10 protein-coding genes are annotated in these 9434 nt (G+C 48.6%); 3 read left to right on the top strand and 7 right to left on the bottom strand.

Features of this window, described 5'->3' with window-relative positions:
• Positions 1-12: 12 nt before the first annotated feature.
• A complete protein-coding gene (locus L5656_RS11425) occupies positions 13-147 on the top strand; it encodes a proline racemase family protein (RefSeq protein ID WP_366018209.1) in 135 nt (44 codons plus the stop codon).
• A gap of 40 nt (positions 148-187) precedes the next feature.
• On the opposite strand, the gene L5656_RS09120 is transcribed toward L5656_RS11425, so the two are convergent.
• From L5656_RS09120 to L5656_RS09090, 7 genes are all read right to left on the bottom strand, one after another.
• Positions 188-508, bottom strand: a complete 321-nt coding sequence (locus L5656_RS09120; RefSeq protein WP_297202147.1) for a nucleotidyltransferase domain-containing protein — start codon at positions 506-508, stop codon at positions 188-190.
• Positions 480-869 (bottom strand): HEPN domain-containing protein, encoded by a 390-nt coding sequence (locus L5656_RS09115; RefSeq protein ID WP_297202143.1) that lies wholly within the window; start codon positions 867-869, stop codon positions 480-482. The genes L5656_RS09120 and L5656_RS09115 overlap by 29 nt, the downstream gene beginning before the upstream one ends.
• Positions 870-1199: 330 nt before the next feature.
• Positions 1200-2132 (bottom strand): flagellar hook-associated protein FlgL, encoded by a 933-nt coding sequence (gene flgL / locus L5656_RS09110; RefSeq protein ID WP_297202141.1) that lies wholly within the window; start codon positions 2130-2132, stop codon positions 1200-1202.
• Positions 2133-2229: 97 nt separating this feature from the next.
• Positions 2230-4191 (bottom strand): flagellar hook-associated protein FlgK, encoded by a 1962-nt coding sequence (gene flgK, locus L5656_RS09105; protein ID WP_297202138.1) that lies wholly within the window; start codon positions 4189-4191, stop codon positions 2230-2232.
• Positions 4192-4501: 310 nt separating this feature from the next.
• Positions 4502-5212, bottom strand: coding sequence for a hypothetical protein (locus L5656_RS09100; RefSeq protein ID WP_297202135.1), 711 nt, complete (start codon positions 5210-5212; stop codon positions 4502-4504).
• Between the two features lie 258 nt (positions 5213-5470).
• Complete coding sequence (locus L5656_RS09095) at positions 5471-5725, bottom strand: hypothetical protein (RefSeq protein WP_297202132.1); 255 nt, start codon at positions 5723-5725, stop codon at positions 5471-5473.
• A 17-nt stretch (positions 5726-5742) separates the two neighbouring features.
• On the bottom strand, positions 5743-6102 hold the full coding sequence (locus tag L5656_RS09090) for a hypothetical protein (protein ID WP_297202129.1): 360 nt from the start codon (positions 6100-6102) through the stop codon (positions 5743-5745).
• A 487-nt stretch (positions 6103-6589) separates the two neighbouring features.
• Between L5656_RS09090 and cysK the strand changes: the two genes are divergently transcribed.
• Together cysK and cooS are read left to right on the top strand one after the other, a co-directional pair.
• Positions 6590-7516, top strand: coding sequence for a cysteine synthase A (cysK, locus tag L5656_RS09085; protein WP_297202126.1), 927 nt, complete (start codon positions 6590-6592; stop codon positions 7514-7516).
• Between the two features lie 145 nt (positions 7517-7661).
• The coding region (cooS, locus tag L5656_RS09080) for an anaerobic carbon-monoxide dehydrogenase catalytic subunit (RefSeq protein WP_297202123.1) at positions 7662-9434 on the top strand (1773 nt) is incomplete at its 3' end.

The raw sequence follows: 9434 nt of genomic DNA, 5'->3' as shown, positions 1-9434 counted from the left end.
GAGGAAATAGAGGTGGGCGGCATTAAGGCAGTGGTTCCGGAGATCACCGGTCAAGCTTGGATAACCGGGTTCTCCCAGTTCACTATTAGCGCTGACGACCCGTTAAAATATGGCTTCTTGCTGGAGCCAAGTGCTGGCGAGCGGTAGCGGGAGCAGGAGAAATCGCTGGCCTTTTCCTTTAAGCCAATTATAACTCTACTCCCTCGCTCAAGAGCTGCTGAGCAAATTTATTGTTTTTTAGTTCATCTAAGGTGTAAATAAAAAGATCTACTCCCACAGGAAACCTGTCCGGCAGGTATTCAGGCACCCGTTCGTGGGGCCTTCTACTGTCTCCTTTTATGAGGATCAATAGATCAACGTCGCTATACGGAGCATAGGTCCCCTTAGCCCAGGAGCCGCAGAGATACACAGCCACTACCTCAGGTCTTACCTTTAGCTTGGCAACATACTCCTCCAGGGCTTTTCGAATAACCGCCTCCCTACTTGAGATGATCCTTACAGAACTCAATTATCTCACCAGCAATGGCGATTGCTGTTTTCGCCTCTTCTAGGGTATAAAAGTCTGTAGGTGCCCCGCTATCAAAGCCATTGGGATAACGGGACAGTATATAGTGCTTGTCAAGGATTTTGGCCTTATCTATCAGGCTTCTAGGAACACTGATCTCAGTTGGCAGGTTGGCCAGTAAGATGCTAACCGTATGTCCCCAGGCCTCCAGGTGGAGCTTCTGGAATAAGGCCTTAACCGCTTTTTCTGCCGCCTGCTGGGCGGAAAAGCACGACCACTCGTAATCTCCCCAAGCCATAGAATTGCGAGCGTGCTTTAGGTCCGCTTCTGCCTGCCGCATCCAATCTCTGCTTCTTTCAGGCAAGTTTGTTCATCCCTTCTGTAAGCTTTTTCCACTATTTTACCACCCCCTCAATGCAACTTCAACCTCGCCCATTTCAGAAATTCAAAATTCCCTTGCGCCAGTCGGCAGTCAATTCCCTACTGAAGGTAACCAGTTATGATGGGCAACATGATGCCAGTTATAGGACCGTTGGCCGACAAAATGCTAATTATCTGGGGAGCTACGGCTCTGTTAGGGCTGACTTAAAGTCCCCGTAAAAGAAAAAAGCTGCTAAAAGGATAAACAGCTCTAGGATTCTCGTAACTTTAGTTGGGGTTTCCTCACAAGCCAAAAGACCAATACAGCGTCGGTTTAGCGCAGGTAGTCAATTAGAGTAGGTTGAAGTACCATAGCTGCGGTGGCCAGGGCGGCCTGGTAAACATTTTCCTGGTTCTTATAGTTCATTACCGCTTCGGCCAGGTCTATATCTTCCAGTTTAGACATAGTTTCCGTAAGGCTTATCTTGGAGTTGAATAGGCGGTCCTGGGACATCTGCAGGCGATTGCTCCTTGCCCCTAGGCTGGCCCTTATGTTTAGAAGGTGGTCGATGGCCTGGTCCAACAAACCTAAGGTGCCTGCTACCTCCGCGTGGTCCGCAGAGTTTGGGTCCTTACCGCCAAGCGCCTCATAGAGCTTGTTAAGGACGTAGAAAATGCTGCTGTCCGGATTACCGTCGCCATCAACGTCAACAACCTTCATGAATACTTTCTCTCCATCCTCGTTTACTGTAATTGTTACTAACGGAGCAATTTCCCATTCCAAACTATGGGTGTTTCCCTTATATATCACGTCCCCATCAGAAGTACGTTCAAAGGGAGCTTTGGTTGTATAGCTCCCTCCAAAAAGGAAGCGGCCACCATAGGAAGTATTAGCCGTCTGCACCAGCTCATCTATAAGCTGGTCTATCTCATGGGCCAGGGCCTGCATGGACTCCTTGGGCAGGGTACCGTTGGCCCCGTAGACAGCTAGCTCGCGGGCCCGTTGCAGGGTTTCTGTGGCCATACTGAGTGCGCTTTCCGAGGCATCCACCCACCCGCGGGCGTCCTGCATATTCTTGTCATACTGTTCCATGGAATCGAGGGCGCTCTTAAAGGAAAGGACGCGGGCTACCACAATGGGGTCATCCGAGGGGCGGCTCACCCTTTTGCCCGAGGACATTTGTTTCTGTGTGTTGCTCATAACCTTAAGATTGTTGTTTATGTTGGTAAGGACATTACTGATAAGCATCCGGTTGGTTATTCTCATTTAATGTTGCCTCCCTCTCCCCTCTTGAGGTGAGCTTCTTGAGGTAAACTTTCACCTAGGGCGGACCTGCCGAACCTTCTTCCACACGCGAAAAGTATCAGTGAACCGCCATGCGGTTGATAAGGACATCCAGCATCTCATCCAAAGTGGTCATGAGCCGCGCCGCCGCCTCATAGCCGCGCAGGAATTGGATCATGTAGGCCATCTCTTCATCAATGGAGACACCGGAGATGGATTCTCTGCGGTTGGTGAGCTGAGTCACTAACACACCCTGATTGGTGGTCATGCGCTCAGCTTCATGGGCATCTACACCCAGCTTAGCGATAAAGTTTTTGTAGTAGTCGTCGAAGGTGGAGCCCAATCCTTCTATCACTGTACTTTGTAATTGAGCAATAGCCAGGGCGTTGCTGGCGTCGCCGGGAGCAGGTGCAGGCCAATTTACGATGTAATTACCATATGGAGGCTTTGTTGTGGTATATTTGCGGGGGGTAAAAGTAATTGTTTCAGTATTAGTCCCAACAGTAACTGGAGTAGTACCGTCCCACTTTATCGATTTACTATCCCCTACGCTTACCCAATTTCCGTCTGACAATTTCTCCAAAGTAACTATATCCTCACTGGTGCTGCTATCATATTCATATTTGATTCGATATACATTATTAGACACCAAGCCTCCACCTAATTCCGTAACATATCCCAACTGAGGATCAATTATTGCGGCCGCAGCAATATGCATGGGCTTTTCTATTAAATCCTTGTATATGTAAATGTTACTGGCTGTAATGCCTGTCGTAGAGTCACTGTTATCGCTATCAACAAAAAACGGTCTGGGTGTGGGGGTGGTATCCCCTATCCCTAATCCACCCTGGTGTTGAGCATTAATTGCTCTGGCCAATTCTTGCGCTAGCGTATTCAAACTAGCAAGGTAAGAATCAACATACTCGCGACCCTTTAGGAGGCCTTTGATTTCACCATTATTTATATTAAGAATCTCGAATTCCACGTCTCCTGACGTAGGTAATGGGGTAACCGTAATTATAGTAAGCTTAGGTTCATTATTTCTGTCTTTTAATGCCACTTCCACCCCTTGAGAAGAGGATGCACTTGCCACTGGTGAGTTATTACTATCATATAAGTTAACTCCATTTGGGGTGAATTCAATCTTATACCGTGTCTCTTCACTTAAACCATTTATCTCATCAATAGGTTTATCTTTGTCCAGCAATGAGTTATTTTCTATAATACCCAGCTTAATTTCATTAGCTGGGGTTTTAGCCATAAATAAATTATTATAGCTGGTACTATTGATTAATGAGAGAGCACCACTCGGTGCCCCATCTAAAGTAACATTTATAGTTCCGTCATCATTATTCACTACGTTAATCTTTACTATCTTACTCAACCTATCCAGCAGCAAATCCCGCCGGTCCATGAGGTCGTTTGGCTGGTCGCCGGCGGCGATAATATTTTTAATTTGGCCGTTCAAGTCGGCTATCTGCTGGGCGATGGAGTTTACTTCCTGCACTTTCAATTCAATGGATTTATCAATGTCGTTTTTGAGCTGGTTCAACTGAGCGGCGCTGTGCCGGAAAGCTTCCGCTAAAGCGTTAGCAGTCTCGATTACAGTTCTACGCACCGGGAGGCTTTCCGCGTTTTTGGAAAGCTCCTGCCAGGCGGCCCAGAACTGACTCATCAGGGTGCTCAAGCCCGTGTCCGAAGGCTCGTTAAAAACCACTTCCACTTGCTGAAGAACGTATTGTATCTGCTCCCACTGCCCTAAGGTACCCGTTTCTTTGCGTATCTGCTGATCCAAAAACTCATCCCTTATACGCCTTACTTCTTGCACATCCACGCCTGTACCTACCTGCCAGCCCTGGCCGCCGGGTCGGCTCATGGCAGGGACAGGATAGGCAGGGGTGGGTACCATGACCACCCGCTGGCGGGTGTATCCTTCAGTGCTGGCATTGGCTATGTTGTGAGCAGTGGTCTGCATGGCTTTCTGGTGGGCCATAAGGCCTCTTAAAGCTGTGTTTATGCTAAAAAAAGTGCCCCCCGGCAACGTTCTCCCCCTCTCCAAAATTCTTCAAAGGTCTGTATTTAAATTACCGGGGTCTAAGGTTATGGTAGGGACTAAAAATCGCTCAAATATCAAACCACAAATTGCTACTAAGAAAGGCTGTTTTATATATCAGCACTATTCCATCCATCGTCATCTTTTATCGTCAATGCCCCAGTAAACTTAAGGTCGCTTTTCCATGCTAAAGTCTAGCCATGCACTTTGTTGATGCAAACTTGGGCTGCCCTGTTACTTTCTGGCCAAAACTTTTGTCCGCTTATATCGGCGGCAAGGAAAAATAGTGCTCCCCTCTCTAGAAATCATACGAATAATAGAGAGCTATCCCCTTCTCCTGGGCATACTCTTCTACCCCAGGCTGGCTTATCATGTAGGTCACCAGCACTGGAAACATTCTGGGAAACACCCCTTCCAGCCGCTTAAGCTTTCTCCTTATAAAATCGTCCACATCCCTCTTGGAAAGCTGGCTTTTGCTCTCCCCCACAATGATGTAAACTTCTCCCTCTCTTTCTCCTTCACCCAGGATGTTTACCTCGATCTCCTGGCCCTGATTATCCTGTACGAACTTTCTTTTGAGCCTTCCCTTGACCACCAGTCCATAATCTTTCTTGAGGAGCTTCGGCAGGGCCTTAAAAGCCTCATCTTCCAGCCTATACCCTACAGTTATGGCTAGACCTCCCAGCTGCCGCCTTGTTTCTGCATGCTCGCTAATAAGCTTTCTTAGCTCTTCTTCAGTGCGTTTTTGAGCATCAGCTAGCTCCTCAACGCGCTGTTCAGTACGTTTTTGAGCCTCAGCTAACTCCTCGACGCGCTGTTCAGTGCGCTTCTGAGCCTCGGCTAACTCCTGTAAAGCGCGATTAAGCCTACTAACTTCCTTTTGGGTCTCTTTCTGCGCTTCAGCCAACTCCTCCATAGTCAAACTCAAGTTTCTTACAATCTCCTTTAGCTCATTAAAATCGCTGGTTTTTACTAGGTCTGTATAGGCATCATTAATTACCTCAGCCAAAACTGCAGCCTGTTCTGGTAAAAAAAACAGTTTCTAGTTTCTTCTGAATAGCCTCCAAGCGCATAAGTTTATTCACCTCCCCCACATTGACACGATCCATTGTATCGGATGGTGCATAACCTGGTCTGATACCATCATATCAAAAAAAATATCCAGAAGCCCACAATCTTAATCTCGCAGAAGTATAATCCATGCAACTATAACAAGCCAATAAGCCACACAAATTAAAAAGCGGGGTGTTCCTCCAACCCCGCCTTTTTACTTTCTCTTTCTCCTGGATTTACCTGGGTACAACGATTTCATGATCTCGTAATCCTCCTGGGAGATTATCCAGTAATCAGCTGCTATATGTAGCACTACTTCCAAAAGAGCTTGTTCCTCCAAGCCCTCCCGGCGGTAAAGTTCTGAAAAAGCTCTAGCTGTCTCGTAGTCATGCCGCAGCAACCTGTGTCCCCAGGCAAACCGCCGGACTTCCTCATCCATAAAGCGGTGTATCAGCTCTATGGGTTCCACACCTAGGAAAAATCTTGTTATAGAGAGATGCTCCCGGAGGCCTGTTCTCCACTTACTGATTTTCCCTCAGCGACCATTTTGTTGTGGACTTCTTCAAAAAGCTCAGCTATCTCTTTTTCTCCGTACCTATCCTGCATATGCTGGAATTTCTGTAATACTTTAGAATAAGCCTGGCCCCATACTTTCCAGTTCTCATTTATGGCTTTAATCTCCAGACCTGACTTTTCGTCTTTTGCTTGTTCTACTAGTGTCACCATCTCCTCCTTCTGCAGGAGATTTGTCGGTTTCAAGTTCAAAAGCGCATTGATATCCCTCTCTAAGATCTGGCTCAAAGCCTGGGAACGTAAAATGGCCGTCCGCAATACTTCTTCCTGCATCCTGTTTCTCCTCCCTCGTTAAGGTGTATTTTTTCCAGATATATTTCTTTTGTACTAGCGGCCGGTAGCTATAAGCCCGATAAACATAGTTTAAACAGTAATAGGGTTTATGCTTAAAGGAAACCCACCGGTAAGGCCTAAAGTTCAGTATGTCCACCCTCCTTTCCGGGGCTGAAATTTCTCCCCTTATACCTGGAAGTTCGACATAATCTTGCCGATTCCTCTTCGGCAATATCTCAAAACTAAAAATGCGCCAAGAGTCTATACCTCGCCCTACCCAGAAAATCAACAAACATGATTTTGAGGCACTTGACAGCTCCGCCTGTGGAATTTAAAATAACTTTAAAAGCTAATTACAAGTATTCCGGTCGGTTTTATCTAAAAACTTGCATTAAGTTTTAATCCAGCCCGCCAACTTTAAATCAAGTTAAAAGCTCCAACAAATTAAAAGCTCTAAACAAAATCTTGAGATAGAGAGGCCCATATCATGGAAAGGATCTACAACAATATCACTGAGCTTATCGGCCGTACCCCTTTAGTCCGCCTGAACAGGATAAACGACACAGGCGCGGAAATAATCGCCAAACTAGAATCCTTCAATCCCCTAAGCAGCGTTAAAGATAGAATAGGCCTGGCCATGATCGAGGCGGCGGAAGAGCAGGGACTCATAGATAAGGATACCGTCATCATCGAGCCCACCAGCGGCAACACGGGAATCGCTTTGGCCTTCGTCTGCGCCGTGAAGGGATATAAGCTTATACTTACCATGCCGGAGACTATGAGTATCGAGCGCCGTAACCTTCTTAAGGCTTTCGGGGCCGAACTGGTCCTTACCCCTGGGTCGGAAGGGATGAAAGGTGCTGTAAGTAAAGCCTATGAGCTGGCCAAGGAATATCCGAAATCCTTTATCCCCCAGCAATTCCGCAATCCCGCCAATCCGGCCATCCACCGCCGGACCACTGCTGAGGAGATCTGGGCTGATACCGGGGGCCGGGTGGACATTTTCGTAGGTGGCGTAGGTACAGGAGGCACCATCACCGGAGTAGGGGAAGTACTTAAAGAACGCAACCCCTCGGTACAGATCATAGCTGTGGAGCCAGCGGAATCTCCGGTCTTGTCTGGTGGCATGCCCGGTCCGCACAAGATCCAGGGTATAGGGGCAGGATTCATCCCTGAAATCCTCAACCTAGAGGTTATAGATGAGATCATCCAGGTGACTTCCGAGCAAGCTATGGAAACCTCCCGCCGGCTCGCCCGGGAAGAAGGGTTGCTAGTGGGCATCTCAGCTGGAGCTGCCGCCTACGCTGCGCTAAAAGTAGGCAAGAGGCCTCAAAACGCTGGTAAAAGAATAGTAGTGGTGCTTCCCGATACTGGCGAGCGCTACCTCTCCACGCAGCTCTTCCAAGGGGTATAACTTTAAAAGAGTTGAGTTTTCCCGCAGCCATATTCTTCCTGGACGGAATATGCTTACCGGGGCCCCTTCAATAAAAAGAAAAAAGCTAAGTGTAGGAACTATACGTAAAGGAATAAAGGAACTATACAGCGGAGGAAATTAGGCCATGAAATACCGTTATCCCCAGCTCAACGCCGAAATGCCTGGAAAAGAAGAAGTCTTAACTTTAACGCCCAATCCTGCCACCCGGGCCCTTTTAGAGCACCTGGATAACTTAAAAATCGAAAACATCTGGGACCGCTTTGAAAAACAGCAGCCCCAGTGCGGTTACGGGCTCAGGAACCTTTGCTGCCGTATGTGCCAATGGGGCCCCTGCCGTATCACTGCCAAAGCGCCCCGCGGTATCTGCGGCCGCGATGAAAACGCCATCGTCATGGCCAACATCTTAAGGGCCCTGGTGGCTGGGCTGGCCGCCCACTGGCGCCATGCCCACGAAGTTATCTTGAGTATCATAGCTGCGGCTGAAGGCCGAGCGAACCTTCCTATAAAGGGAGAAACCAGGGTATGGGAACTGGCGGATAAGCTGGGCTTAAACTGCAGCCGGGATAACCTTAAGGAAGCCGCCCTTAAGGTAGCCTCTGTTCTCCTGGAGGATTTGGGCCGCCTTACCTGGCAGCCCTTACGCCTCCTTGAAGCTTACGCACCGGAAGATAGGAAAGAAGTTTGGCGCCGTCTAGGAGTTCTCCCCCGTTCTGGAGCTTATGAAGTGTTGGAAGCCCTCCATATGACTACCTTGGGCGGCTGCACAGACTGGAAGGAAATGGCTGCCCAAGAATTAAGATCAGCCCTGGCCTATTGCTACGCCACCCTTTTCACTTCCTCCTTGGCCACCGAAATACTCTTCGGAATACCTGAGCCTAAGCTGGCCCGGGTTAATTACGGGGTACTGAAAGCGGATCACGTAAATATTCTCCTCCATGGCCATTCTCCAGTGATGGTAGAGAAGGTCTTGGAAAAACTCAATACACCGGAGATAAAAGAGTTGGTGCATAAGGTAGGGGCCAAGGGGATCGTAGTAGGCGGGATGTGCTGTACAGGAGACGAGTTGCTTGCCCGTTACGGGATACCCACTGTAACCAATATAATGGGCCAGGAATTAGCCCTGGGTACAGGAGCTGTCGATGCAGTTATAGTAGACATGCAGTGTGTTATCCCTGGATTAAAGATCGTAGCTGACTGCTTCGGTACCCAGATAATTACTACCTGCCCATCTAACCGTATCCCTGGCGCAGTCCATATCCCCTTCGATCCGGAAAGACCAGAGACATTGGATGAAGACGCCCTACAAGTAGCCAGGCTGGCCATTGAGGCGTACACCCGCCGGGATCGAAACAAAATCTTCATTCCTTCTTCAACTACGCAAGCCCTCGTTGGCTGGAGCCTGGAAGCCATTTTGGAAAGATTCGGGGGAGAAGAAAAAATAGCCCGTCTCCTTAAAGAGGGCACCATCAAAGGGTTGGCCACTGTAGTAGGCTGCAATACACCAAAGGTGCCCTATGAACATAGCCACGTAACTATAACCCGCAAATTGATCGAAGGCGATATCCTGGTAACTACTACCGGCTGCTGCTCCCACGCCCTGCTTAATGCTGGCTTGTGCGACCCCGAGGCAGCCGATTTAGCTGGGCCAGGGTTAAAGAGGGTATGCCGGGAGCTAGGGATACCTCCTGTTTTAGCTGTAGGTGGGTGCGTAGATAACACCAGGACCTTACGGTTATTCTTCACTGTAGCTCAGGCCGCCGGTGCCCCTCTAGCCCAGATGCCCCTGGCTTTCGTAGGGCCAGAACCAGGGAATGAAAAAACAGTAGGACAAGGGGTGAGCTTCCTGGCCCACGGAATAAGCAACTTCATAGGTTTTCCTGGCCCGCTCCCTGTACCC

Source organism: Thermanaeromonas sp., from assembly GCF_021890735.1.
In the GTDB taxonomy this organism is placed as follows: domain Bacteria; phylum Bacillota; class DSM-521; order Neomoorellales; family Neomoorellaceae; genus Thermanaeromonas.
The sequence above is the reverse complement of the archived record's forward strand: the minus strand, read 5'-3'. Positions and strand labels throughout refer to the sequence as shown.

Excerpts from the sequence above, each read along its gene's own strand:
- cysK (WP_297202126.1), top strand. The coding sequence starts at position 6,590 with ATGGAAAGGATCTACAACAATATCACTGAGCTTATCGGCCGTACCCCT.
- flgL (WP_297202141.1), bottom strand. The coding sequence starts at position 2,132 with ATGAGAATAACCAACCGGATGCTTATCAGTAATGTCCTTACCAACATA.
- L5656_RS09090 (WP_297202129.1), bottom strand. The coding sequence starts at position 6,102 with ATGCAGGAAGAAGTATTGCGGACGGCCATTTTACGTTCCCAGGCTTTG.